Annotated in this window: 18 protein-coding genes; 8 read left to right on the plus strand and 10 right to left on the minus strand. The window is 66.0% G+C overall.

Translation table 11 applies throughout. From position 1 onward, the window contains the following. From JOE69_RS16130 to JOE69_RS16150, 5 genes are all read right to left on the minus strand, one after another. Window positions 1-1,497 (minus strand): multicopper oxidase family protein, encoded by a 1,497-nt coding sequence (locus JOE69_RS16130; RefSeq protein WP_309800458.1) that lies wholly within the window; start codon window positions 1,495-1,497, stop codon window positions 1-3. Window positions 1,498-1,609: 112 nt separating this feature from the next. Then, window positions 1,610-2,218 carry a DUF305 domain-containing protein gene (locus JOE69_RS16135; protein ID WP_309800460.1) on the minus strand — a complete coding sequence of 203 codons (609 nt, stop codon included), beginning with the start codon at window positions 2,216-2,218 and terminating at the stop codon, window positions 1,610-1,612. Window positions 2,219-2,315: 97 nt separating this feature from the next. Continuing rightward, a complete protein-coding gene (locus tag JOE69_RS16140; RefSeq protein ID WP_309800463.1) occupies window positions 2,316-2,813 on the minus strand; it encodes a hypothetical protein in 498 nt (165 codons plus the stop codon). A 212-nt stretch (window positions 2,814-3,025) separates the two neighbouring features. Then, on the minus strand, window positions 3,026-3,307 hold the full coding sequence (locus JOE69_RS16145; RefSeq protein ID WP_309800465.1) for a metal-sensitive transcriptional regulator: 282 nt from the start codon (window positions 3,305-3,307) through the stop codon (window positions 3,026-3,028). A 17-nt stretch (window positions 3,308-3,324) separates the two neighbouring features. Next, entirely contained in the window at window positions 3,325-6,060 is a 2,736-nt protein-coding gene (locus tag JOE69_RS16150; protein ID WP_309800467.1) for a heavy metal translocating P-type ATPase, read from the minus strand. Window positions 6,061-6,283: 223 nt separating this feature from the next. Here JOE69_RS16150 and JOE69_RS16155 point away from each other — a divergent pair, with 223 nt between their 5' ends. The 6 genes from JOE69_RS16155 to JOE69_RS16180 all read left to right on the plus strand — a co-directional run bounded on the left by JOE69_RS16155 (window position 6,284) and on the right by JOE69_RS16180 (window position 13,559). After that, window positions 6,284-6,529: an SHOCT domain-containing protein gene (locus tag JOE69_RS16155; RefSeq protein ID WP_309800469.1), complete on the plus strand. Its 246-nt coding sequence runs from the start codon at window positions 6,284-6,286 to the stop codon at window positions 6,527-6,529. A gap of 97 nt (window positions 6,530-6,626) precedes the next feature. Further along, the gene (locus JOE69_RS16160) at window positions 6,627-7,148 is read left to right on the plus strand and encodes an AAA family ATPase (protein ID WP_309800471.1); all 522 of its coding nucleotides are present in this window, start codon (window positions 6,627-6,629) and stop codon (window positions 7,146-7,148) included. A 278-nt stretch (window positions 7,149-7,426) separates the two neighbouring features. Then, entirely contained in the window at window positions 7,427-7,879 is a 453-nt protein-coding gene (locus tag JOE69_RS16165; protein WP_309800473.1) for a hypothetical protein, read from the plus strand. Between the two features lie 221 nt (window positions 7,880-8,100). Next, window positions 8,101-11,643 (plus strand): MobF family relaxase, encoded by a 3,543-nt coding sequence (mobF, locus tag JOE69_RS16170; RefSeq protein WP_445344331.1) that lies wholly within the window; start codon window positions 8,101-8,103, stop codon window positions 11,641-11,643. A gap of 132 nt (window positions 11,644-11,775) precedes the next feature. Further along, window positions 11,776-12,129: a sulfate permease gene (locus JOE69_RS16175; RefSeq protein ID WP_267180038.1), complete on the plus strand. Its 354-nt coding sequence runs from the start codon at window positions 11,776-11,778 to the stop codon at window positions 12,127-12,129. 284 nt (window positions 12,130-12,413) lie between these two features. Next, window positions 12,414-13,559, plus strand: a complete 1,146-nt coding sequence (locus JOE69_RS16180; RefSeq protein ID WP_309800476.1) for a hypothetical protein — start codon at window positions 12,414-12,416, stop codon at window positions 13,557-13,559. 77 nt (window positions 13,560-13,636) lie between these two features. On the opposite strand, the gene JOE69_RS16185 is transcribed toward JOE69_RS16180, so the two are convergent. Both JOE69_RS16185 and JOE69_RS16190 read right to left on the minus strand, forming a co-directional pair. Continuing rightward, window positions 13,637-14,890, minus strand: a complete 1,254-nt coding sequence (locus JOE69_RS16185) for an AlbA family DNA-binding domain-containing protein (protein ID WP_309800478.1) — start codon at window positions 14,888-14,890, stop codon at window positions 13,637-13,639. Between the two features lie 39 nt (window positions 14,891-14,929). Beyond that, window positions 14,930-15,727: a hypothetical protein gene (locus tag JOE69_RS16190; RefSeq protein WP_309800480.1), complete on the minus strand. Its 798-nt coding sequence runs from the start codon at window positions 15,725-15,727 to the stop codon at window positions 14,930-14,932. Between the two features lie 427 nt (window positions 15,728-16,154). Between JOE69_RS16190 and JOE69_RS16195 the strand changes: the two genes are divergently transcribed. Both JOE69_RS16195 and JOE69_RS16200 read left to right on the plus strand, forming a co-directional pair. After that, window positions 16,155-17,153, plus strand: a complete 999-nt coding sequence (locus JOE69_RS16195) for an AAA family ATPase (protein ID WP_309800482.1) — start codon at window positions 16,155-16,157, stop codon at window positions 17,151-17,153. 5 nt (window positions 17,154-17,158) lie between these two features. Further along, window positions 17,159-19,714, plus strand: a complete 2,556-nt coding sequence (locus JOE69_RS16200) for a S8 family peptidase (protein WP_309800484.1) — start codon at window positions 17,159-17,161, stop codon at window positions 19,712-19,714. Between the two features lie 352 nt (window positions 19,715-20,066). On the opposite strand, the gene JOE69_RS16205 is transcribed toward JOE69_RS16200, so the two are convergent. The 3 genes from JOE69_RS16205 to JOE69_RS16215 form a co-directional block, all read right to left on the minus strand. Next, window positions 20,067-22,079: a pyridoxamine 5'-phosphate oxidase family protein gene (locus JOE69_RS16205; RefSeq protein WP_309800487.1), complete on the minus strand. Its 2,013-nt coding sequence runs from the start codon at window positions 22,077-22,079 to the stop codon at window positions 20,067-20,069. 8 nt (window positions 22,080-22,087) lie between these two features. Then, window positions 22,088-23,266, minus strand: coding sequence for an MFS transporter (locus tag JOE69_RS16210; protein ID WP_309800489.1), 1,179 nt, complete (start codon window positions 23,264-23,266; stop codon window positions 22,088-22,090). 99 nt (window positions 23,267-23,365) lie between these two features. Further along, window positions 23,366-23,962, minus strand: coding sequence for a TetR/AcrR family transcriptional regulator (locus tag JOE69_RS16215; protein ID WP_309800491.1), 597 nt, complete (start codon window positions 23,960-23,962; stop codon window positions 23,366-23,368). Window positions 23,963-24,193: the final 231 nt, after the last annotated feature.

Raw genomic sequence — 24,193 nt, forward strand, 5'->3', positions numbered from 1 at the left:
TTAGGCGGTCTGGTAGCCGAGGACGGTCATCATCCCGGCCTCTGCGTGGTAGATGTTGTGGCAGTGCGCCGCCCACCGTCCCGGGTTGTCGGCGTCGAACTCGACGGTCAACGACCTGCCCGGCAGGACGATCGAGGTGTCCTTCCGTGGACCGGGCCCGGCGTGCTGGTAGGTGTGCCCGTGCAGGTGGAACGGGTGCCACATCTGGGTGGTGTTGACGATGCGCAACCGCACCCGTTCGCCCTGTTTCACGCCGAGGGCGCCAGCGAGCGGGTTGCTCGGGTCGAAGCGGTGACCGTTGATCGCCCAGTCGTAGGCCATCATCGAACCGGACAGTGTCGCCGTCAGCTCCCGATCGACCGGGCGCTTGCGGAGGATCACACTCGGATCGGCGGTGAGCTTGTCCGCCGTGAGGACCGACCGGGTCAGCTCCGGGATGCTCGCCGTCGTGCGCGGCGCCTGGCCGGATGCGGTGCGGACGAGGGCGAACGCGGCCGCGCCTTTGCCCTCGGCGGCGGCGACCAGCGGGAACACCCCATCGGCAAGGGTGACGATCGCGTCGTAGCGTTCGCCCATCCCGATCAGGATCGCGTCCGTGTCCACCGGGGTGACCGGGAACCCGTCGCTGTGGGTGACGGTGAGCCGGTGCCCGCCGAGGCCCACCCGGAACGCGGTGTCGCCGCCCGCGTTGATGAACCTGATCCGCACCCGCTTCCCCGATGCACTGGAGAAGGTCTCGGGGTCGGCGGCCGGCCGGCCGTTGACTAAGAAGTACGGGTAGGCGACATCTCCGGCGTCGCCGCCGAGCAGCTCGGAGCGGGCGCCCATCATCATGTGCCCGCCGCCTCCGCTCATCATCCCGCCCATCCCGCCGCTGAGCTCCTTGAGCACCTGATCGGGGGTACCGGTCACCCCGTCGAGCCAGTCGTCGAGGATGACCACCCACTCGTCGTCGTAGCTCAAGGGTTCGTGCGGGTCGTCGACGATCAGCGCCCCGTACAGGCCGCGGTCCAGTTGCGGACCGACGTGCGGGTGGAACCAGTACGTTCCCGGGTTCGCGGCCACGAACTCGTAGTCGAAGTCCTCTCCGGAGGCGATCGGCTTCTGGGTGAGTCCGGGGACTCCGTCCATGTCGTCCCGCAGCGCCACACCGTGCCAGTGCACGGACGTGTCGGTAGGGAGCCGGTTGTGGATCGTGGCGTGCAGGGTGTCGCCGGCGGACAGGCGGATCGTCGGCGCCGGAACGGCACCGAAACTCCAGGTGCTCGCGGTGGTGCCGGCGAGGTCGAGTTCGGTCGGCGCGGCGGTGAGCTCGACCCGGGTGACCCGGCCGGTCCCGCCGCGGGCGGTCTCCGCCTTCCGCACCGGGGAACTGGTGGCGGTGAGGTAGCGCGGTGGGGCGGGCGTGCACGAGGCGAGGACCGCCGTGGCGAGGACGCCGGTGCCCACGGCGAGGAAACCGCGCCTGGTCACGCTGGCGTTGATGGGGTTGTTCACAAGAAGTCCAATCGGGCCCAAAGGCCGATATCACAACGTCGCGGGGAGGGGGCGTGCTGCGGTTGCCCGCGAGTTGGAGCAACCGCAGCACGCGGGGGAGGGGTGCCCGGGGTTAGAGGCTGCCGAGGAGCGACTGCATGGTGGTGATCTCGGCGCTCTGGCTGGCGCTGATCTTCTTCGCCAACGCGGCGACCTTCGGGTCTTGCCCGTTGTCAATCACGGACTTGGCCATCTGGATGGCGCCCTGGTGGTGGCTGATCATCCCGGTGAGGAACAGGCGTGCCGCGTCAACCCCAGTGGCGTTCTCCAACGCGGCCATGTCGTCCTGCGACATCATGCCGTCGCCCTGCCCCATGCCTGCCATACCGCCGGTGGCGGAGGGTTCGGGCATTCCCCAATCCTTCAGCCAGGACGCCATGGTGGTGATCTCGGGGCCTTGGGCGTCCTTGATCTGCTGGGCAAGGGCGGTCACCCGCGGGTCGATGCCGTCCTTGCCGAGGATGACATCCGCCATCTGGATGGCCTGCTCGTGGTGGGGGATCATCATCGTCACGAACATCTCGTCGGCGGAGTTGAACGTGCCGGCGGTCGGGGATGCCGGCATGGACCCGTTGTCCATGCCGGGCATGCCGCCCATATCGTTGCTCTGGGCGCAGCCGGCCAGCAGCAGGGTCGCGGTGATCAGTGCGCCGGAGGCCAGCGCAATTGTGCGTAGTCGCATTGTGTATGTCCTTTAGTCAGTCGGAAACAGGGTCGTGATTCGGTGCCCGGGCAGGGCAAAACCTTCTCCCGGGGAGACCAGGAGAACGGGCGGCGAATCAGGTCCGGCTGATGGACAGGACGAGCAGTGACGGCGGGCGCGGGTGCGGCAGCGCCCGGGCCGTGCCGGGAAGAAGCACGCCACGAGGCAGTGACGTGCCGGTCAGGGTGAGGAGCGCGGCGGAGACGGCGGCGATCGCGACGGCGAGCAGTGCCATGGCGCACATCATGAGCAGCATCGAATGATCCGGCATTTTCCCCGGGGCGTCGCAGGCATTGTCGGCGCAGGGAACTCCGCAGCCGTCGCCCGCGCACGGGGAATCGGTGGTCGCCGCGGCGCTCACCGTCATCGGCAGCGTGCTCTGGGCTGTCTGGGTCTTCTGGGCATGGTGGGCGGCGGAGGACGCGGGCATGCCGGACCCGTTCTGGTCGCCACCGGGAGTCAGCATGTTGTGCATCGCCAGCAGGCCGACGATCAGGGGGACCGCGAGACCGACCATGAAGACGATGCGACGGGCCGTCCAGCCGGTGCCGGTGAGGGAACGGAGGGCATTCATCCGCCGGTTCCCCCTTCAGGTTCAGGTTGCTGCCCGCCCTGCACGACGGTAGCGGCGCGGACAAACCGCGGTGACACCATTGTCCCGCTCAAGCGGGGTGTTGGTAAGGGTCGAAAGTCCCTGTCGAGCCGGCGCGCGGTCGCAGTCCTCATCAGAGTCGTGCTCCTCTCGTCCGGCCGGAACGGCATGCGGTGGGTCAGGCGGTGGGGTTGTCAGGATCGGACCAGGCGGGCGATGGCGGCGCTGGCTTCCCGGAGTTTGTCTTCGGCGACGGTCCCGCCTTGTTCGGTGGCTTCGGCGACGCAGTGCATCAGGTGGTCATCCTGCAGCGCCAGGGCGACCGCTTCGAGCGCCCGGGTGGTGGCGGAGACCTGGGTGAGGACGTCGATGCAGTAGGTGTCCTCTTCGATCATCCGCGCCACCCCGCGCACCTGGCCCTCGACCCGGCGCAGCCGGGCCAGAAGGGCGTCCTTGTTGCCTACGTAGCCGTGCATGGGGATCCTTTTCGGGTTTAGTGCTGCGGGTGGCCGTAGCGGTGCGGGTCGGCGTCGAAGGCGGCGGCGCAGCCGGTGGAGCAGAAGGAGAACGTCGTCCCGTCGTGCTCGCGGGTTGCCGCCGCGGTGGCCGGATCGATCTTCATGCCGCAGACCGGGTCGATGACCAGGGTGCTGCCGGTGGGGTGCTCGTCGTGGTGTGTCATGGGATTCTCCTCGTGGGTGTGCTGTTTGCCGATCTCGACCACCGGTTCGGTGCTCGAGGCTCCGGCCGGGATGGCCGGGGGCTTGGGGGTGAACCGGCGCAGCCGGCTCGAGTTGGTGACGACGGAGAGGGAGGACAGGGCCATCGCGGCGGCGGCGATCATCGGGCTGAGCAGCAGCCCGAACGCCGGGTAGAGCACCCCGGCGGCGAGGGGGATGCCGATGATGTTGTACCCGAACGCGAAGCCCAGGTTCTGGCGGATGTTGCGCATCGTGGCGCGGGACAGGTCGATCGCCGTCACCAGACCGGCGAGGTTGCCGGAGATCAGGGTGATGTCGGAGGCTTCGATCGCGACGTCCGTCCCGGTGCCGATCGCCGACCCGACATCGGCCTGCGCCAGGGCCGGGGCGTCGTTGATGCCGTCACCGACCATGCCGACGACACGGCCTTCGGCCTGCAGACGCCGAACTTCGGCGGCTTTGTGCTGGGGCATCACTTCGGCGACGACCCGGGCGATGCCGACCTGCCGGGCGATCGCCGCAGCGGTGGTGCGGTTGTCGCCGGTCATCATCACCACATCGACCCCGCGGGCGGCAAGGCCCGCGATCGCGGCGGCCGAGCCGTCCTTGATGGTGTCCGCCACACCGATCACCCCGGCCGGGACACCGTCGACCGCGACGAGCATCGGGGTCTTGCCGTCCGCAGCGAGAGCATCCACATCCGCGGCGAGACCGGTGACGTCGGCGCCAGCCCCGGTGAGCAGGCGGGCATTGCCCACCAGCACGGTCCTGCCGCCCACCCGAGCGCGCACCCCCTGCCCGGTGATCGACTCGAAACCATCCGCCCGCTGGATCTCGAGGTTGCGGTCCTTCGCGCCGGCGACGATCGCGGCCGCCAGGGGGTGCTCGGAATCACGTTCGGCCGCCGCGGTCAGTGCCAGCACCTCGTCACTGTCGAACCCGTAGGCGGGGAGCACGTCGGTCAGGGCCGGGGTGCCGTTGGTGATGGTGCCGGTCTTGTCGAGGATGACGGTGTTGACCTTGTGCGCGGTCTCGAGCGCCTCCGCTGAGCGGATCAGGATGCCGTTGGAGGCGGCCTTGCCGGTGGCGACGGTGATGGACAGCGGGGTCGCCAGCCCGAGCGCGCAGGGGCAGGCGATGATCAGCACGGCGACGGCCGCGACCAGGGCGAACACTCCGGCCGGAGGCGGGCCGAACACCCACCAGGCGGCGAAGGTCCAGATCGCGATCGCCATCACCGCCGGCACGAAATACGAGGAGACTTTGTCGGCGAGCCGTTGGATCGGCGCCTTGGAGCCCTGGGCCTCACGGACCAGCTTGATTATCTGGGCGAGCATGGTGTTCGCGCCGACCTTCGTCGCCGTGTACCGGAACGATCCGGTCTGGTTGACGGTCGCGCCGATCACCGTGTCGCCGACCGTCTTGACGGCGGGGATCGGCTCCCCGGTGATCATCGACTCGTCGACGGGCGACGAGCCCTCGATGACCTGCCCGTCCACCGGTAGCTTCTCACCCGGGCGGATGACGATGACATCGCCGACGGCGACCTCGTCGATCGGGATCTCCAGCTCGCTGTCTCCGCGGACGACCCGGGCGGTGCGCGGCTGCAAGCCGATCAGGGTGCGGATCGCCTCACCCGTCCCGGCCTTCGCCCGGGTCTCCAAAAGCCGGCCGAGGAGGATCAGGGTCAGGATAACGCCGACCGCCTCGAAATACACCCCGCGCGCCGCCTCCGGCAGCACCCAGGGCAGGAACGTCGCGACCAGGCTGAACCCATATGCCGCGATCGACCCGAGCGTGATCAGCGAGTTCATCTCCGCGGCACGGTGCGCGAGCGCAAGCCACCCGGTGCGGTGGATCGGCCACCCGGTGTAGAACATCACCGGGGTGATCAGCAGGAACTGGAACCAGGGCGTCAACAGCAGAGACGGCACCCACATCGCCCCGAACACCTCGTGCGCCATCACCGCCAAGAACACCGGCAGAGTCAGCACCGCGCCGACGATCACCCGGCGCAGCAGATCCGCGATCTCCTTGCCATGCTCAGCCGCCTCCTGGTCGCCGAGATCCTCCACCGGCGGACCGCCCACCTCGACCGGAGCGTCCCTGGTATCCGCCGGACGCTCAAGAACCGCCGTTGCCGCGGTGGACCCGCTGGCCGAACCGGCGACGACCTTGACCGTACCGTGCAGCATGTTCATCCCGCAGGCGAACTCGAAATCCCCGACCTCGCCGGGGACGAACTCCACCGCCGTGGTCGCATACGCGGGCAGGCTCTGGTTCACCTTGAAATCGGGGAACACCACCCGCGAGGAGCAGTCACCGGTCTCCTGCCGATCGAACAACAGCCGGGTCCGCACCCCCTGCACCAGTTCTACGACGCTCGGGGAGTAGCCGCCCTTGACCGTGATCGTCTGCACCTGAAGATCCCCGTCGACGGCGGCCCGCTCCGACGCACGCGGGGCGAAGAAATACCACGCAAGAAGCCCCGTCAGGGCCAAGGCGCCGACAACCACGATCACATCCATGTTCCGACTTTCTGCTCAGCGGCACGAACAACCCGAAGCGTATCATACCCCTTAGGGGTATACTAGGCCTGGTGATGGGCAGCTGCTCATTTTCACCAGCTCCCGCTCCGCTTAAGTGGGACCAAAGACCTTGGCGCACGGCTTCGGCTTGCGCCAGGCTTGCAGGAAGCGGTGCGGTTACGCCCTCGTAGGAAGCACGTTCAGGCTTGGAGAGGCACAGATCATGATGTGGGGATACGGATACAACGGCTGGGGCTGGATGTGGCTGGTCGGCGCCGTGGTTCTTGTCTGCGTCGTGGTTCTTGTCGTCGTTCTGGTTCGCAACTCGATGGCGCCCAGCCGCGGCCGCGAGGCGGTCACCACGGGGAGCCCGACAGCGCGCCACATCCTCGATGAGCGATACGCACGCGGTGAACTGACCGCTGAGGAGTATCGCGAGATGCTCAAGAATCTGGGCGGCGGAGCGTAGGCGCGGCCGTCGCTCGGCAACGGCCAGCCTCAGAGTCGTTCATGACGTCAGTGCAGGTGTCCTCCCGGATTCCGTTCCGGAAGGAGAAGAGGACATCGTGACCAATTGGTGCGTCATCACGGGAGGCCCCAGCTCGGGCAAGACCACGACCGTGAACCTGCTCCGCGATCGCGGCTTCAGCACGACGATCGAGCATGCCAGGCACTACATCGACCTCCGGCGAATCGGCGGTGAAACCGTCGACGAGATCCGCGCACGACAACGCGAGTTCCAACGAGGCGTGCTGGAGATGCAGCTGAAGCAGGAGGCGGCACTGGATCCCGACCAGGTCGTGTTTCTGGACCGCGCGATTCCCGACTCGCTGGCCTACTACCGCTTCCTCGACTTGGAACCGGATCCGCGCCTGCTCCAAGCGTTGAAGACCGTGTCCTACAAGAAGACCTTCCTCCTTGACCTTCTTCCTCTCGAGAGCGACTACGCACGCACCGAAGATCAGGCAGACCAGCAGACCATTCATCGCCTGCTTACCGAGGTCTACACCAGCTTGCCGACCCCGGTGATCCGGGTGCCGGTTCTGAGCCCCGACGACCGGGCGGACTTCATCGTCTCGTCGTTGTGAGGGTCTGTCAGAATTTTTGTGTAACTGGTTCGGCGTGATGCTCAGGCCGCCCAGCGCGATCGACCTTGCCGCTTTGGCCGCGCCGGAGCGGACATGAACGAGTGGCGGCAGGCGGGCAATTACTCGGTAGATTCTCGTCTAGGACTGGTCCAACGGCTAAGCCCGCCCCGCGCGCGCGAGCACCCCAAGGCCCGACCCCCCGCCTGCTTCTGACCACTTCCGACCTTGCCACGCTTCTTGCAGATCGAGGATCGTGCGAGTCGTCAATTGGATAGTCCGTGCCGCGTGAGATTCTTTTCCTGACGGGCACGGACGAAGGAGCGGTTGTGGCTAGCGGGTTCAAGATCAACAAGCAGGGCATCCTGCAATTCACCCGTGAATTGGAGCGCGAATTCGCGAAGCACCCGGTTCGCGTCCCCGTCGAAGCGGACCCTCACGGCCTCAAGCCCGCGCTGACTGTCAACAACTACAACGGACCTGTCGTCACCGTCACGGGTGACCACGCCCAGCTCGCGTGGGACAACAGCGGCACGGCGACCCAGGCGCAGAGCCGCGTCGAGGAGATCGCTCCCGGTTATGAGGATCTCGCCGCACTCTCACTGATCTGCTGGCGAATTTGCCCGACCTCCCCCTCGGTGCAGATGAGGCCGAAGTGCGGGCCGCGGTTGAAACAGTCCTGGGCGAGGTCACGAGACCCAAGCCCGATCAGAGCGTCGTCAAGCGTGGTCTGACCATGGTCAAAGGATTGCTGGCTCCGATCGCCACCGGGGTGGGAGCAGCCCTCACCGCCGAGTCGACGGAGGCTGCGCGGCATGTGATCGAAGCCCTGGGTCGCAATCTGCCATTCTGAGGCGGAGCAGTCGTGGGCCGAAATGCGACGCGCGCGCGCATCGTAGCCCTCTGACGGGGTACACGCACCTGTGCCGCAAGGGGTGCGGTAGTGACGGTTTCGATGCGCGTCATGTCGGCAGGCGATGGCTACCGCTATCTGCTGCGGACGGTGGCAGCGGCGGACGGCGATCGGGCGTTGTCGACGCCGTTGACGAGGTACTACGCCGAGAAAGGCACGCCGCCGGGGTTCTGGCTGGGCTCCGGCCTGCCGATGCTCGGCGGCGGCGAACTGAGCGAACACGAGACGGTCTCTGAGGCGCAGCTCGAGCTGCTGCTGGGCTTAGGCCGCGATCCGATCACCGGAAATCCACTAGGGCGCGCCTACCCGGTCTACGAGCCGGTCGAGACGCGCATCACCGAGCGCATCGCCGCGCTGGACGCGGCGTTGACCGTGGACGAGCGGGCCGACGCGATTACCCGCATCGAGACCGAAGCGAGAGCGAAAGGGACGCGACGGGCCGTTGCTGGCTACGATTTCACCTTCTCGGTGCCCAAGTCGGTGTCGGCGCTCTGGGCGGTCGCGGACGCCGGCACGCAAGCCCTGATCGCGAAGGCGCATCACCAGGCCGTTGCGGAGGTCGTTGCGTTCATGGAGCGCGAGGTTGTAGCCACCCGCGCCGGTGCAACAGCCCGCGACGGGGCCGTTGCGCAGGTTGACACCTTCGGCCTGGTCGCAACGGCCTATGACCACTATGACTCGCGCTCCAACGACCCTCATCTACACACGCACGTCGTCGTGAGCAACAAGGTGAAGACCGTCCTCGACGCTCGGTGGCGGAGTCTGGACGGGCGTCCGATGCATGCCGCGGTCGTGGCCTTGTCTGAGATGCACGAGGGGATCATCGCCGACCACGTCACCCGCCTGTTCGGCCTCGGCTGGCAGCCGCGTGATCGCGGTCGGGATCGGAACCCGACCTGGGATATCGAGGGCGTGCCGCTGGAATTGATCGAGGAGTTCTCCTCCCGTTCGGCACAGATCGATCGGGAAGCACGCCGTCTCGTTGAGCAGTATGTCGAGGGACGCGGGCGGCAGCCATCAAAGGCCACGATCCTCAAGCTCCGGGCGCAGGCCACGCTCTCGACCAGGCCCGAGAAGCAGATCCACTCGCTTGCCGAGCTGACCGCGGAGTGGCGGGCTCGCGCGACCCGGGTGCTCGGACGAGACGCGACACGATGGGCCAGGCAGCTCGCCGGTGAACCGACGGCGCGCTCCCTGTTGCGGGCCGACGACGTGCCGCTGGAGCAGGTCGAGGAGATCGGGCGCCTTGTGGTCGGCATTGTTGGCGAGAAGCGATCGACGTGGCGGCGATGGAACCTGCACGCCGAGGCGTCCCGCCAGATCAAGGGCTGGCGCTTCGCTTCTACAGAAGACCGCCAGGCGATCACCGGGATGATCGCCGACGCGGCGGAGAACGTATCGCTGCGGCTGACCCCGCCGGAGCTCGCGGTCTCGCCGCCGGAGTTTCAGCGTGCGGACGGCACTAGCGTCTTCCGTCCCCGCTATTCGGCCCTGTACTCGTCACAGGAGCTGCTTGACGCCGAGGACCGGCTCTTGGAGCGATCCCGCAGGACCGACGCTCCGGGAGTGCCGCTTGCCACCGTCGAGGACGTGGCAGCTCGCCCGGACGCCCGCGGTCGCGTCTTGAGCGTTGACCAGGCTGAGGCGATCACCGCGATCGCGGTTTCTGGCCGCACCGTTGACGTGTTGGTCGGGCCGGCCGGGGCTGGGAAGACGACTGCGATGACGGCGCTGCGCGCCGCGTGGGAGGCCGAGCACGGACCCGGTAGCGTCGTCGGGCTCGCTCCGTCCGCCGCTGCTGCTGAGGTCCTGGCTGGCGATCTCGGGATCGCGACGGAGAACACCGCGAAGTGGCTGCAGGAGCACCGCCAGAACGGTGCGACGTTCGCAGCAGGCCAACTCGTCGTCGTGGACGAGGCATCGCTCGCCGGGACCTTCACCCTCGACGCGATCACCCACCTCACCGAGACGGCCGGGGCAAAGACGCTGTTGGTCGGCGATTGGGCGCAACTGCAATCCGTTGACGCAGGCGGCGCGTTCGCATTGCTGGTCCATGACCGAGACAATGCGCCGGAGCTGGCCGACATCCACCGCTTCGCCAACGAGTGGGAGAAGCTCGCCTCGCTCGAGTTGCGCCACGGACGCCCCACAGCGATCGACGCCTACCAGGAGCACGGCCGCATCCGAGGAGGCACGACCGAGGAGATCACCGAAGCGGCCTACACCGCCTGGCGGACCGACGTGACCCTGGGAAAAGCGAGCATCCTGGTCGCCCAGACCCGCGAACTCGTCGGGAATCTCAACGAGCGCGCCCGCCTCGACCGCATACTGCTCGGCGAGGTCGACGCAGAGCACGAGGTCTCCCTGAATGGTGGCTTCGTCGCCTCGGTCGGTGACGCCATCATCACCCGACACAACGACCGACGCCTGAGCACCCGGGCCGGCGAGTGGGTTCGGAACGGCACCCGCTGGACTGTCACGAAGCTGCATGCCGACGGCGCGATGACGGTACGCCGCTCCGGCCGTCGCTGGGGATCATCCATCGTGCTTCCCGCCGAGTATGTCGCCGAGCACGTCGACCTCGGCTACGCCGTGACCGGCCACGGCGCCCAAGGCGTCACCATCGATACCGCGCACGCGGTCGTCACCCCCGAGACCACCCGGGAGAACCTGTACGTCGCACTCACCCGCGGCAGCGAGTCGAACATCGCCTATGTCGCCACCGATCGACCTGACGAGCTGCACGGCGGGCCGCACGACGGCGACCACAACAGCGACACCGCCGTCACCGTGCTCGCCGGGGTTCTCCAGCACATCGGCGCTGAGCCCTCAGCGCACGAAGCGATCGTCGCGGAGCAGGAGATCTGGACGAATATCGGCCAGCTCGCCGCCGAATACGAGACGATCGCCGCCGCCGCGCAGCACGACCGTTGGGCAGGCCTCATCCGCCGCAGTCCGTTAACCGACGATCAGACCGAGGCCGCACTGTCCTCAGCCGCTTTCGGCGCTCTCACCGCCGAGATGCGCCGAGCCGAGGCCAACCACCATGACCTCCAGACCCTTCTGCCGCGCCTTGTTGCCGCTCGCGGCTTCGAGGACGCCGAGGACATCGCCGCCGTTCTGCACTATCGTCTCGCTATCGCCACGGCGCGGCCCGCAGGCTCGGGTCGAGCTCGCCGCCCGGTCCGGCTGATCGCCGGCTTGATCCCCGAGGCCACCGGGGTCAGCGACCCCACACTCCGACGCGCACTCGCCGAGCGCCGAGAGCTGATCGAGCAACGCGCCGCCGCGCTCGCGAACCTGGCCGTCTCAGAGAACCAGCCGTGGACTGGGGCGCTCGGGCCGCGGCCGCGCGACCGTGCCGGCGCTGCGACGTGGACACGGCAAGCACAGATCATCGTCGCCTACCGTGACCGGCATGGCATCACCGCAGATGACCCGCTCGGCCCGGCGGCGACAGAAGGGACGCAGCAACTCGATCGTGCCCGCGCCCAGGCTGCATTAGATCGTGCCCGCCGCCTCGTGGCGGCCACGGAAAGTCGCACGGCTTCGGCCACGCGAAGCGGCCCCGACCTCCGGTACTGACCCGATGCTTCCGATTGTCGGATCTCGGGTTTAGCCTTGTATGTGAGCGGAGACACCTTCACTTACGCCGTATGGCCAGCCTCTTGGGGGCACCTCTTCCTTCGCCGCTCTTGACGAGAGAAGAGGATCGCCGTGTTCCGACTCATCTGGGCCGCCAGCGTTCGAGTGCACCACCTGCTGCGCTGGGCACCGACCAATCTCCTGCTTGACCGCATCCGCACTCGACGCGGGCTCAAGTGGGGCATCCCGGCGATGCTCCTCGCAGCCCCCCTCCTGCTCGCCGCGGCCACTTGCGCCGCAGGCATCCGGGACGGTGGCCCGGGCTGGCTCAACCTGGCCGTCGGCCTCTTCATCTGGGATGCGTTGAAGTTCCTCGTGATGGGTCCGGTCAGCTTGGTCGTCCTCGCGCGTGTCCACGCGGTGGAAGCTCTTGAGCGTCGCCACGCAAGACGGCAGGCGCGGGCTGAGCAGGCGGTCCACGTCTAGAAGCTCCCGCCGCGCGCGGCGAAAGGGCGTTGCTGATTCGGATGAATCGGCAACGCCCTCTTCGTATCGCGGCACGACCTCCAGCCTGCCGAAGCCGTTTCCGGGCTATAATTCACGTGGGCGGTCTGGACTGCCTGTCTCCGAGTCTGAGTCCCCACGCGGCGAAGACGTCGAGGACAACCGCTAATGCGGAATCCAGAGAAGCACTACCTGTTGGTTCGAGATCTCTCTCATGTCACAGGGCTGGTAGGCGTGGGGTGCATAGCCCGGAACAAGAGACTGAGATGACTCCCAGCAACAACACTCCGAGCCGCGCGTTCCAGCAGGACGCGCGTGCCTGGTCGGCCTTCACCGGCACGAACTACACATCCGCGCTGCGGCAGATGAGCTCCCCGCTGGCCCAGGGTCTCCTTGGTCCGCGGGCCAGCGCACGGCGGCTGATCGCCGCACTCAGCGATCACGAACTGATCGGCGCGCACGGCGGCGCTCCTCGTCTCGGCGAGAACGGCGTCCGCTCCGACTCGCCATGGAGCTTCAACGGCAAGACCGACTACATCCAGCTCGCCCTCATCACGGACATGCTGCGGATGTTCACGCCCACCTTGGGCTCTGAGGCTTCTGAGGTCGGCAGCTACTCCTTAAAGCACACCGCGGAGTGGTTCCTCAGCCCGCACTTCTCCTATGTGTCCAATGGCCGACTGATCTGGGCGGCAGCGGCGCTGGGCCTCCCGATCACGGACCCGGACGGGGACGGTCCGAACCTCCTGATCGGCATCTCCGAGCGCGAGCATGACTACGTGCGCCGGATGGTCGGCTCCGGCCAGGTGCGACCGCGGGCCAGCCACTACCGCCCCGCCGGGTACGAGCACCTGCGCGAAGCACTTGCGCGGGCAGCCGCCGGCGAGCTCATCACCGAGGGCTGGGTCCGGCCGGATCCGGTCGCCGAGTCGGCTCCGTTCCACGACTGGCTCGTCCAACAGGCCGGCCGCAACGACGTCGTGGGCGATCTCGCGGGCGACTACTTGGCCGGTGTCCGCGACAGCGATCACCGCGTCGCCCGCACCGCCGACGAGCTTCTGGCGATCTTCCACGAGGTATCTCACTCGCCCTCGGCCTACGACGCCGTAGTCACCTCGATCGCGGAGTGGATGCGGACGGAACCTTCGCCGGCCCCTATCCGAACGGAGCCGGTCGGTGGAGACGCACACGACCACGAGGGCTGGGGCGCCGGTGCCGGAACGGTGGAGCGCTACGAGTTCCTGTGCCCCTGCGGGGACGGGACGATCGTGGAAGAGCACGACAATATCCCGGGCTTCCGGGAACATGACGTGCGGATCCTCTGCGACAAGTGCCGCGCAGAATGGCTCTTCGTCGAGGGCAGCGGTGTCCGGGACTGGGCTCTGGAACCCGTCGCGGCAAGGGCGGCCTGACAGTCGAAGCAAGAACCGTGCGCCGCACCGAGCCGGTGCAAATCCGACTCGGTGCGGCGCTTGCGGGGGAGTCGCGACTACGCCGACGCGTCTCGGGCAGGCGGCTGGATCATTAACACGTGCGAGATGCCGCCCTGATTCACGCAGTCCTGAGCGAAGTCGTGAACGTGCCAGAAGAAGTCCGCTGCCGGCTCGATGGCGTTCACGGTTGTCTCAACCGGCGTGTAGCGGTGTAGCGGGACCGAAACGCCCTCGTAGGTGAAGCCCATGTTGTCCTTCGTCAGGATCGTTATCGGCTGCTGACCCGTCCATTCGATCCCCAGGCGAACGTCGTATTCATCGTTGTCGGTTGCCTCCGCGGTGGTTCTCATGAGTGCCATCAGATCGGCGATGGCGCACTCGATCGCGGCAGACTCCACCTGCCAGCCCTCGAAGTACCCGTCGCTGCTCATGCGATGCCCACCGACAGCCGCCGTGACCGTCACAGACCCGTCACTGTGGATGCTCATCCACGCCTCCCTCCAGACCGAACGTTCGCCGGTCGCCGAGTTCACGGCCACCCAGCGGCGCAACCCGGGACGCGGGTTATCGCGGTCCACATTCTCCAGTGGGTGGATGCCTCCGCGCCCGGCATAGGTTAGGGCCAGCCCCACGGTCTTCGTCAGCACCCCGCGCGCATCCTCGCGAGTCAGCCGGTCACGGAAGCGAGGGATGCGCGGGTGAGCAACCGCGACCAGCCAGGCGCGCTTGTCAGAATCTCGACCTGCTGCCGCCTCGCCGTACAGCGCGTCCAATGCCTCTGTCGCATGTCGACGCTCCTCGAAACGAGCCCGGTACATCGCCTCGATCTGGCGCTCCTTCATCCACACCGTGTCCGAGTCATTTCGCACTGGAGCCGCGAAGTAGTCGTTCTTGTAGATCAGGTGCGGCCCGTCGATGCTCGCTGGCACTTCCACCACGAACGCCCGATTGCCCTCGTCTCCAAGGCGATAGACATTCAATCCGAACACTGGCGGCGAGATGGCGGTGATCGCGGCGCTCCGCAATGAGCGCTCGTAGGCTTCGTCGAGCTCGCCCACGTCGATTCGTTCGGTCGCTGCCTTCTGGGACTCGCGGACGCCGAACACGATGATGCCGCCGCCGCTGTTCGCCATCGCGGCGACGTCCTTCGGGAAGTCCGTCTGGGGCAGGCCCTTCGCCGGCGGCAACTCCGACTTCCAATCCAGGTCATCCGCCTCCATGACACCTGCGGCCACCGCTGCATCGAGCAGCGCATCAGTCAGCGGTCCCGGCGCAAGGCCGAGCGCACGGTGGAGCGCGGTGAAGGTCATGCTCCAAGACTAGAGAGGAGCGCAGACGTGACCCGGAGCCTAGACGACCCCGTTCAGGATGAACCGGATGGCGGCTACGATCGCCTGCATCCGAATCTGAGCCTCGGTCTGGTTGCTCATGCCGGGGTGGGAACCGTTCGTGTGACTCATGCCCCACAGGCCTTTGAGGTAGTCGTGCTCGTGATCGTTGAGTGCCTTCTTGCCGTGAAGTACGTCGAGAGCTTGCCCACCGGAGTTCCCGGTCCAACCAAACCTCGTCCGAGCAACCTCAATGAGCACATCCTCGTACGTCGCCCGAAGCTGGCCGTTCGCGGCTTCCCATCGCCCCGCCATGAGGGACTGAAAGGCCTGGTCGAAGTGATTCGCAGCAATGTCCATCCCACGCGACTTGAGATCCGCGGCCAACGCGGTCGCATTCGCCGCAAGCGGCACATCTTCGTCCCCGAGGGGTGATATCTTCCAAGTCCGCTTTGCCGTGGGCGAACCCCAGAAGCCCGGAGCTTCGTCCTCAGTTTCGACGGCGATCGCGTCATAGCCGTCAGCGCGCAGCGACAGGCCAAGCTCCGTCGCCCAGGACGGCATCTCACCTTGCGAAGCGAGCCGGTTGAGCACGGTATCTGCCAGCGCCAGGAGCTCGGGCCACCTCTTCTTGGCCAGCGCATCCTTCACGGCGGCGGCAGCGCGCTTGTCCCGCGCTATTGACTTTCCCGCGCGATCCAGCTGCCCCGGGTCGCCATCGGCGATCCCTGCTTTCAGAAGCTCCGTCGAGAGCGACGCATGACCGAACTCAGATGCCGCCTGCGCGATCAGACCGACCGTTCGCTGCGAGAGGGGCATATTCCGAGTTTATCGTCGGCGCTCTACACGTCAGCTCGTTGCTCGGCGAGCGGACGCCTTCAAGGTCGTAGCCTCATCAAGGCCTGGCTCATTGCGCTGAGGGACTAACAGCGTTGTTGGAGCGTTCCCCGCCGAGCGCCGATGAGGAGTCTTGTCGGCGGACGATGGCCTCCGCCGCTGCGAGCGGTGGCCGCGTTTCGGGATGGACCGGAAGAGGAGTGCGTTGGTCTGTTGCGCGGTTTCGATCAGGTGCGGGGCTCCGGCGCGCGGCAGCTCAGCGGCTGTCGGAGGGGGCGAGTTCAATAGGCCTCGTGGCGCCACGGCGTGAGGCGTGGTGCCCGCTGAGGCAAGGTGACGATAGCTAGACTGGGGGACAGCCTGCCGAACCTAGTCAGGACCAGACTCGTGCGCCGAAGGAGGTGAGGCCGTGGCAACCAACGACCAGCTCAAAGCGCTCGTGAAAAGCCATGCAGACGGCGATGACGCTCAATTCTACGCGGTCGCGATGCAGGTCGCTGCGAAGGCCGCGCGCTCAGGACAGTCGAACTTTGCCCAGGATCTTCGCGACCTCGTGGACGACCTGCGCAAGCGAGCCACAGCTCCGTCGCGCGTCGCGGCCGTCGTGCCCGTCACCCAACCTCGAGGCGAACTGGGCTCGCTTCTGACCGTCAGCTACCCAGACGCGCGCCTCGGCGATCTTGTCCTGTCTGACGATCTGAGCGCACGTCTGAAACACGTCCTGCTTGAGCAACGTCAGCGCGACACGCTCGCCCGCCACGGACTTCGCCCCGCTCGACGACTCCTGCTGATCGGACCACCCGGTACTGGCAAGACCTCGACCGCGCGGGTGCTCGCCGGTGAGCTCGGATTGCCTCTGTTCGCGATTCGCCTGGACACGATTATCACCAAGTTCATGGGGGAGACCGCGGCGAAGCTTCGCCTGATCTTCGACGCGCTCGTTGAGACGCGGGGGGTCTATCTATTCGACGAAGTGGACGCGCTCGCTGGAGACCGCGCGGCAGCGAACGACGTCGGCGAGATCCGTCGAGTCCTGAATTCGTTTCTCCAGTTCCTAGAAGAGGACACCTCGGAAAGCGTCATCGTCGCGGCCACGAACCATCCGCAGTTGCTGGACAACGCGCTGTACCGGCGATTCGACACGGTCATGGATTTCGTGCTCCCCAATGACGCGAATGCCCAAGCGGTCATCAAGAACCGTCTGGCGCTGTTTCACATCAGCAACCTGAGCTGGCCGCGGGTGCTCACAGCGGCTCGCGGACTCAGCCACGCCGAGATCGCGACAGCCGCAGAGAACGCCGCAAAACATAGCGTCCTCGCCGACCGAACAAGGATCCTCACGAGCGATCTGATTGCGGCCCTCGACGAGCGGCCTCATCTCACCGGTCAACGCAACCAGAGCGTGTAGGCGGCATGGCCGAACGTGACCGTCCGCACATCGTTGTGCCCGGGCTACCGCGCTCCGAACCCTTCACCATTCCTACGGGTGGCGGCGGTACCGACGGTTCCGGGTTCTCGGGGGATCGAGGCGGACACGGTTCGGCCCTTGTCCAGCAATATGAAGCCGCGCTGGCGACTCCGGTCGACGCGCCTGAGGTTTCGGGGGCCTATATCTCGTTTCTCTCCTTCCCCGGCCTCGAGCTGGCCCTGGAGAGTCTGGATGTGCAGCGCTCCGGCGAACAGCCTGAGCTTGTCGCCGTCCGGGAGGCCGATACTGTGGACGGTCCCGTCCAGGTTGCGACCGTCTATATCCCGGATGGCAAGAAGGAGTATTTCCTCAAGAAGTTGACTCAGTACGTCGAGTCATCTGGTGAGGACAAGGCGCGCAACGCCGCCCTGGTGGACGGAATCCAGTCCATCCGCCGGGCTACGATTCGGGAACTCTGGACGGAGTCCGACGGGACCTACCCCACTGACTCGTCTGAGACCAGATGGTGGGAGGTGTGGCTGCGCAAACGCGACGGCAATGAGCTGGGCCGGTTCACCGAGTTCGTCGCCGCGCACGGCCTCCGCACCAGTGACCACTACCTCGGGTTCGGCGAACGAACCGTCGTGCTGCTGTACGCCACGGCGGATCAGCTCGCAGACGCGTTTCACACGCTGGACGACATCGGCGAACTGCGGCAACCTCACGCCGTCGCAAGCTTCCTCACTGAACTGCCCGCCGCGGAACAGGCCGAGTGGGTCGAGGAGCTCCGTCAACGGCTTCGCCCGGCATCAGCTGGCGCTCCCGTCGTGTGCATCCTGGACACGGGTGTGCAAGACGGGCATCCGCTGCTGGCCGACTCAATCGCCGCCCCAGACCTCCATGTGGCCGATCCGTCATGGCAGCTGCCGCCCGTGCATGGGCACGGGACCGAGATGGCTGGACTCGCTCTCTACGGCGACCTCCACGGCGCCGTGCTCGACTCGGGCGTGGTCGAACTCCGTCACCGCCTCGAATCCGTGAAGTTCCTGCCCGACAGGGGAGACAACGATCGGGACCTGTACGGCGCCATCACCGCTCGCGCGGTCGACCAGCCCGAGATCCAAGCCGTAGACCGCCCACGGGTGTTCATGCTCGCCGTCACAGCGCAACGCTTGAGACCCGTCGCCGGTCAAGAAGATTCAACGGCGGTCCTTGAAGCAGGCAAGCCCACATCCTGGTCCGCATCGATCGACGCGTTAGCATTCGGCCGTGCCATCGACGACACCGACCCCAAGTTCACCTACCTCGATCGCGATGAACCCAGACGACCGAGACTGTTCGTCATCTCCGCGGGCAATGTCCGCGACGTCGTCGGCACCGACGACCACCTCAGCCGCAGCGACCTCGAACCGGTCGAGGACCCCTCCCAGTCCTGGAACGCACTGACCGTCGGTGCATACTCCGCCCACGACGACATGTCCGGGGCACCTGCCGGTTTCGCCGGCTACCAGCCCATCGCCCCGCGAGGCGAACTCTCCCCGGTCAGCCGTACTTCTGTCCTGTTCGATCGCAAGAAGTGGCCCTTCAAACCAGACGTCGTTGCCGACGGCGGAAACGTCGCCGCCTCACCAGACAAGACCGACGTGGACACCCCGCCCAACCTCGCGCTCCTGACTACGCGCTTCCGCACACTCGGCGAAGGCTTCCTCACCACAACTCGCGATACCTCCGCAGCCACCGCCTCCGTCGCCGCGATCGCCGCTGACATCTACGCCGCGTATCCCGGCCTGCGCCCTGAAACCGTGCGTGCGCTGATCGTCCACTCCGCGGAATGGACCGATCCCATGCGTGCGCGCTTCGACGCTGAATCGAGTAAGACAGCGCTCACCTCGCTCCTGCGCCGCTACGGGATGGGCGTGCCTGACTCGGACCGGGCACTCTACAGCGCCACTGATGCACTCACGCTCGTCGCTGAAGCACGCATTCACCCGTACCAGCGTGACGGTTCGAGCAGCGCGGGCAAGACACGCGAGATGAGTCTCCATGAGCTGCCATGGCCGATCGAGCAGCTCGAGGCGCTCGGGGCCGCGAAGGTTCGGATGCGCGTGACTCTCTCATACTTCATCGAGCCGAACCCCTCCAGCCGCGGATGGACCGGTCGCTACATCTATCCCTCTCATGGACTTCGGTTCGCGACCCGGCGACCCGAGGAAAGTGTGGATTCGTTCCGGCAACGTATCAACACTCGCGCCCGCATCGACGGCGAGAAGCCGCCGAGCCTCGACACCGAAGCAGGGTGGCTGTTCGGCAGTAACCAACAGCAGGCTGCAGGCTCGCTCCATACCGACATCTGGTCCGGAACCGCCGCCGCCCTCGCCAGCAAGGGAGCCATCGCCGTCTATCCGGTCGCAGGCTGGTGGAAGAACCGCGCCAAGGACGACCAAAGTGATCAGGGCATCGACTACTCCCTAATCGTCAGCATCGAATCACCCGAGGTCGACGTCGACCTGTGGACCCCCGTTTACCAGCAGGTCCAGCCGACTATCGACATCACCACCTAACGCCGGCACGACCATCGGCCGGCAACGAGGGGGACCAGAAGGGGGACCGCAACGTGTGCAAGGAGAGCAAGGAGAGCAAGGGCTGATGCCGAAAGTCGGCGAAAGTAGGCTACTGCAAGGGCAATGAGGCCGATGGTCCTACCTGGGGGTCAGGGGGTCGCAGGTTCAAATCCTGTCAGCCCGACATAAAAGCCCTGGTGAGCGCAGGTTTCTCACCAGGGCTTCGTCATGTCCGCGGACCGTTTTCCCTGGTCCTTCTAGTCCCCGTGGCGTAGCACCGGATATTCACCCGTGGAGACGCGGTCTTCCTTCCTCAACACAGTGATAGTTGAGCCGAGCAGTTGGCTCTTGATCAGTACTCAAAGCTCGCTACCGTCAGGGGCTCGCCCTCGATCCAATGCAGTATTGACGTTGTCAATGATGGGGAGGCGCAAACGGTGAATTCCCGTGCTGCTCGGACACCGGCGCCCAGCACATCGTTTTGCTCGATCCGACGCTCGTGAATACCCACTCCCGATTCGCGAAGCTCCCGCACCGTTGCCCCGTGTCGAGCATTGGCTGGTCCGGTCACGAACAACGTCATGCCGAGACTGCTTGGCTTGCGGTCCTTGAGGAAGTCGAGCGCGAGCGGCAGGTCCTCTGATCGCAAGCTCCACAGAATACGCAATCGATGCGTCCGCGAACCCGTCCATGTCATGAAATGTGTGATCCCGACGCCGCCAGCGATTGCAACGGAGGTGACCGTAGCTTCTGCGAGGTTCGCTGCCCCGGCGCTGCCGGGCGATCCCCCTCCGCCGAACCCGAGTACCGGGACCTCCAGGCGGGTTCGCGGTGCCCAGCTTGAGAGAAGTCCGGTGACGGCACCCTTTGTGCGGACGGTAATCTCGAACTCGCCACCGTGAGCTGACTTCGCGACGTCATTCATCATGGCGGGTGCCGGTCCGCCGGTGATAGTGAAAGAGCGGATGTAGTCGTCGTTGAGCGAACGTGGATCGTGGTCCCGCATATGCGCCCAGCCTCGGTCGAGTTGAGCGGAAAAGTCCAGCGTCACATGCTGCCCAGGTCGCCAGATCGCGCTCCCTGCCTGTGATTTCGACGACCTGTCGGCCCGCATCTGAAACCGGTATCTGCTGATGGTCGGGGTGAGTCTTTCGGCGCCGATCAAGGTGGCCGTTCCCACGCTGCTTGGTCGGCCCCCGGGGTTGGACTGCCGTGCGTGGTCCGGGTGGGCCGCCGTGAGTTCAAGGGCCAGCCGTCTTGCCGGCGGATTGTATGGGGACCGGTCGAGACTGCTGCCTCGGAAAGTCAGTGCGTCGTAGACGAATCGGGCGGCATCGACCGTAATGCGGACAGCCACGTTGCTGTGGGGGAGCAGAGAAGCCGCTTCGCTTCCCAGGAGCACCTCCGCGCGCCCCGTCGTGTAAAGGACGTCTCCGGTTTCGAAGTTCGGGAAGGTGACTCCTACTGCGGGGTCGGAGGTGATGTTGCCCAGCGTTTGCAGGAGCCGGTTGCCGGAATACTCGGGGTAGACGAGCACGACTCCATCCTGCGCGGAGTTGCTCAGGATTCTGACGAAACCTGGTTCCCCGCCGCGATGGTTGGTGTCCATACTCTGGCCTCCGTGGCGACTGGAGATGAAGAAAGTATCGGCGGTGCCAATCAGATTGACCGATTCCTCGGATAGCGGAAGCCGCTCGTGCTGAAGCCGCGGTGCGGCCTCGTGCGGTGTGATGAGCCTCCGATTGATGTATTTGGGGCAATTGCCCAGGGTCTCGTCCACAGTGACAGCCAGGCCCGTCTGTGCCGGACGAGGCGATTCAGGCGACCCCGGCTCGATTCCGGAGGCTGTTGTTTTCACGATTCCTCTGAACACGCGGCCGGCGATCTTCACGCGGGTTCGTTGCTCGAAGTCGATGGCAAGCCCGGAAACCAGTTTCCCTGCCGGCCCATGGTCGACGGTCAGGAGGCTTGAGTCTTTCGGCTGCCCGGTCTCGTTCTCCTGGCCCGCCCCCGCCGTCTGGTCCGGAGTGCGGCCGAGCAGAGCCTGCAGCACCGGATCAATGCTTACTCCGGGACGGGTCGCCGATGAGCCGGGCCATAGGTGAGTTGTTGATTTGATAGCGAGAGTTCCCCTCGCGATGGGGGTGGCGACCCCTATCGCGCCACCCAGGACCGTGGTCCAAACCCGGCCTTCGTCGTCGATCGCGCCTAGTGCCAGGAGCGGGGCTTGGCTCATCCATCGTCCGTAGGCCATTGGCAGACCGGGCATGGTGGGATTGTCCATGTTCGGCACCCCCAGGAGGCGGTGCATCTCGTCCTCGCCGGGATGCCACTGGCCTGACGCCGCTTGCTGAATTGCTGGCATGTCTCTCCTCAGCTGACTGCGACGAGGTCAGCGGCCGGGCGCGGGTTCCTCGCGCGGATGGTCTGGATGGCGAGTGTGAGGGCTGCCAGGAGTGCGAACGCGCTTCCGGTCCACATGGCGACCGCCGGATCATCGCCGAAGACGCCAATCGTCACCGCGCTGATGGTGGTGCCGATGGTGATGCCCATCGTGATGACCGAGGTGTGGATCGTCGAGACGAGGTTCCCGCTGCCGCCAACCTCTACGACTCGGGTGACCAGCGGCGGGTTCATCGTCACGCCGGCGAGACCGACGATGAGGACTGTGACCACGACGATTGGTTGGCTCTGCGCGGTCAGCGCAAGGACTCCGAGGGAGGTGAAGAGCAGCGCGTGGCCGAACCGTAGTACGCCGACTGCGTGTTTGTCGGCGAGTTTGCCCACGATCAGGTTTCCCACGAAGGAGCACAGCCCATAAGCCAAGAGGACCAAGGTGGTGGCATCGGCGCTGAATCCCGCGGTTTGTTCCAGCAGTGGGGTGAAGTAGGAGAACGCCGCGTAGGCTGCGCCGATGGTCAGGAAGCTCACGAGGTAGCGCGACCACAGCGCGGGCAGCCGGAGGTTGCGCAGGTCCTTTGCGCTGTCGTCGGCACTGGCCGTGCGCCTCGGCGGCAGTGCCGTCAGACTGATGACGAACACCAGCAACGCCGCAGCGCCAAGGACGTAGAACGTGGCCTGCCAGTCGAACCGAGAGGCGATGAGGCTGGATGCTGGGAGCCCGATGACGGTGCCGACCATGATCCCCGACAAGACGACGGAAACCGCCTCGCCGATCTTGTCCGGGCGGGGAGCGAGCCGGGTGGCGTAGACGATGGAGAGCCCGACCGCCGCCCCGGCGAGGCATCCGGTGACGACCCGCATGAGCGCAACCCACCAGTACTCGTGGATCAGCGGCACGAGCATTTCGGGGAATGCATACACCGCCACCACGCTCAGCAGCGCCTTTTTGGGCGGCCGGTGTCGCAACACGAAGGCGATGATCGGCCCGCCGAGCGCCATGCCGATCGCGAAGATCGACACTAGAAGTCCGACGCTGCTGGTGCTGACTCCGAGATCTCGGGCCATTTCCGGCATCACCGCCGGGACTTGCAGCTCGCTGGCGACCACGATCATCAAGGTCAGCATCAGCAGGTACAGGTGTCTCTTCACGACTGTTCCTCTCCGGCGCTACGCGCCGATTATGTACTTTATTATCCAAAACCTTGGCACGCTCCGGCGCCGCGGAAAGGGCCGGTCTCGGCTGGCGCTTTAGCTTTCGGGCTGTGCCTTGGCGCTCAAGGTGCGAAGCGAGTCGAGGTGCAGGTCTGCGACGCGGCGCAGTTCCTGCACTGCCGTTCCGGACTGCGAAAGCACTCGGATGCCCGAGATTGCTGAGATCAGCATGAGTGCGGCACTCTGCGGGGAGAATTCTCGCCGCAACGTGCGGTCGAGTTGCCCTGATATCACCGCCCCTGCCAGGAGTAGCGCCTGTTGATCCATGAATCTGTTGAGAATTCGTTGCACCCGGGGATCCCGTCGGCCGAGGTCAGGTGCCATCCTGGATGCCACGATCATGCATCCAGCCGCGTTGCCGCCGCGCCGCGCCTCTGCCTCTTCGGCGAGGATGAGGTCGAACAGCACCGTCAGGCGAGCCGCCCCGCTCAGGCCGGCATCGGTCAAAACGCGTTCCTGTTGGTCGAGGGTGATCTCGACGTGCCTTTGCAGCGACCTCACAAACAACTCGTCTTTTGATGCGAACGTGTTGTACAGGCTGCTTCGCCCGACTCCGGCAGCCTCGCAGAGCTGCTCTGTCGAGGTGTCTGCGAACCCGTGTGTCCGGAACTGCTTTGCGGACGCTTCCAGCACTGATGCTTCGTCGAATTTCCTCGGCCTTCCCATATGTTCAGACTATCAGGTTTTGTACTCAAAAATTCAAAACGTGCGGCTGAACTGCCGTGCTTCAGGCGCTCTTGATTCAGCTAGATTTCTGGGCCAATGGCGCCCGACGCCTCGTGCGGTGCGGCCTGGGCGGCTCCGGCCTGCGGGGAAGTGCTGGCGGGAGAATCTTCGAATCCATGCTTGACAACTCCTGGAATC

The organism is Arthrobacter russicus (assembly GCF_031454135.1).
In the GTDB taxonomy this organism is placed as follows: Bacteria; Actinomycetota; Actinomycetes; order Actinomycetales; family Micrococcaceae; genus Renibacterium; species Renibacterium russicum.

Excerpts from the sequence above, each read along its gene's own strand:
- JOE69_RS16190 (WP_309800480.1), bottom strand. The coding sequence starts at position 15,727 with ATGCCCCTCTCGCAGCGAACGGTCGGTCTGATCGCGCAGGCGGCATCT.
- JOE69_RS16205 (WP_309800487.1), bottom strand. The coding sequence starts at position 22,079 with ATGCCAGCAATTCAGCAAGCGGCGTCAGGCCAGTGGCATCCCGGCGAG.
- JOE69_RS16155 (WP_309800469.1), top strand. The coding sequence starts at position 6,284 with ATGATGTGGGGATACGGATACAACGGCTGGGGCTGGATGTGGCTGGTC.
- JOE69_RS16185 (WP_309800478.1), bottom strand. The coding sequence starts at position 14,890 with ATGACCTTCACCGCGCTCCACCGTGCGCTCGGCCTTGCGCCGGGACCG.
- JOE69_RS16145 (WP_309800465.1), bottom strand. The coding sequence starts at position 3,307 with ATGCACGGCTACGTAGGCAACAAGGACGCCCTTCTGGCCCGGCTGCGC.
- JOE69_RS16200 (WP_309800484.1), top strand. The coding sequence starts at position 17,159 with ATGGCCGAACGTGACCGTCCGCACATCGTTGTGCCCGGGCTACCGCGC.
- JOE69_RS16140 (WP_309800463.1), bottom strand. The coding sequence starts at position 2,813 with ATGAATGCCCTCCGTTCCCTCACCGGCACCGGCTGGACGGCCCGTCGC.
- JOE69_RS16135 (WP_309800460.1), bottom strand. The coding sequence starts at position 2,218 with ATGCGACTACGCACAATTGCGCTGGCCTCCGGCGCACTGATCACCGCG.
- JOE69_RS16180 (WP_309800476.1), top strand. The coding sequence starts at position 12,414 with ATGACTCCCAGCAACAACACTCCGAGCCGCGCGTTCCAGCAGGACGCG.
- mobF (WP_445344331.1), top strand. The coding sequence starts at position 8,101 with ATGCGCGTCATGTCGGCAGGCGATGGCTACCGCTATCTGCTGCGGACG.
- JOE69_RS16150 (WP_309800467.1), bottom strand. The coding sequence starts at position 6,060 with ATGGATGTGATCGTGGTTGTCGGCGCCTTGGCCCTGACGGGGCTTCTT.